The 753-nt window shown below is 47.4% G+C and carries 1 protein-coding gene; it reads left to right on the top strand.

What is annotated here, in order from left to right; all coding sequences use genetic code 11:
- On the top strand, positions 1-753 hold a 753-nt coding region (locus tag WH96_RS22200; RefSeq protein WP_047766184.1), incomplete at both ends, for a hypothetical protein.

The following is a 753-nucleotide window of genomic DNA, read 5'->3' as shown; positions in this document are numbered from 1 at the left end:
TTAATGGCGAAGGCTTTGCCATGAAAGGTGGTCTGGCATGGCTGGGGCATGAACTTGGTGCGGTAGATGTATCAATCAATCCGACCAGGGGTATCTATGCGGAAGAAAAAATCGACGACATCAATCTGGGGCCCTTGCACCTGAAAGATAATCATTTTTCAATGAAGGCAGGACTGACCAATATTGTACCAAGCATTTCCCTTAATGCTGATATTGAGATTGCGTATCTGGGCCTCCATGACCGCTATGACGTTATCTTTAATAACAAGGGGGCGAGTTTTGAAACGACGGCGCAGTTTGGTAAAGATTTCTCAATGCACAATTTGTTGCGTCTATCCGGGGTTGATCTGTCTGTAACAAACCCGAACTTCAGCGATGCTGACTTCTATATGGAAGGGGATCTGAAGCTGGATATCGGCACCTTTGTGGAAGAGCCTTCAAAGGCGGCTTTGGATGCGGTGTTTAAAGAGTTAAAAGCTGCGTTTGACAAAGCGGAGCAAGATATCAAGGACGCGCGTGCGAAGGTTGATGGACTAACCAAACAGATCAATGCAGAGCGTGCCAAGGTTCGTAAAGAACGCGCCGCTGCGGAAGCAAAATTGCAGGCAGCGGAAGATAGAGTTAATAGCCTTAACAGTGAAATCAATCGTGACTGGGGTCACTATCACGGTTGTAGTGGCTGGTTTGGTTGGGTTTGTAAGGCGCGATGGGGTATTGAAATTGGTTTCCTTGAGGTTGCACGGGATATCGCTG

Origin of the sequence: Kiloniella spongiae (assembly GCF_001026905.1) — a bacterium.
GTDB lineage: Bacteria > Pseudomonadota > Alphaproteobacteria > Kiloniellales > Kiloniellaceae > Kiloniella > Kiloniella spongiae.
This window is presented reverse-complemented; position numbering and strand designations above follow the sequence as displayed.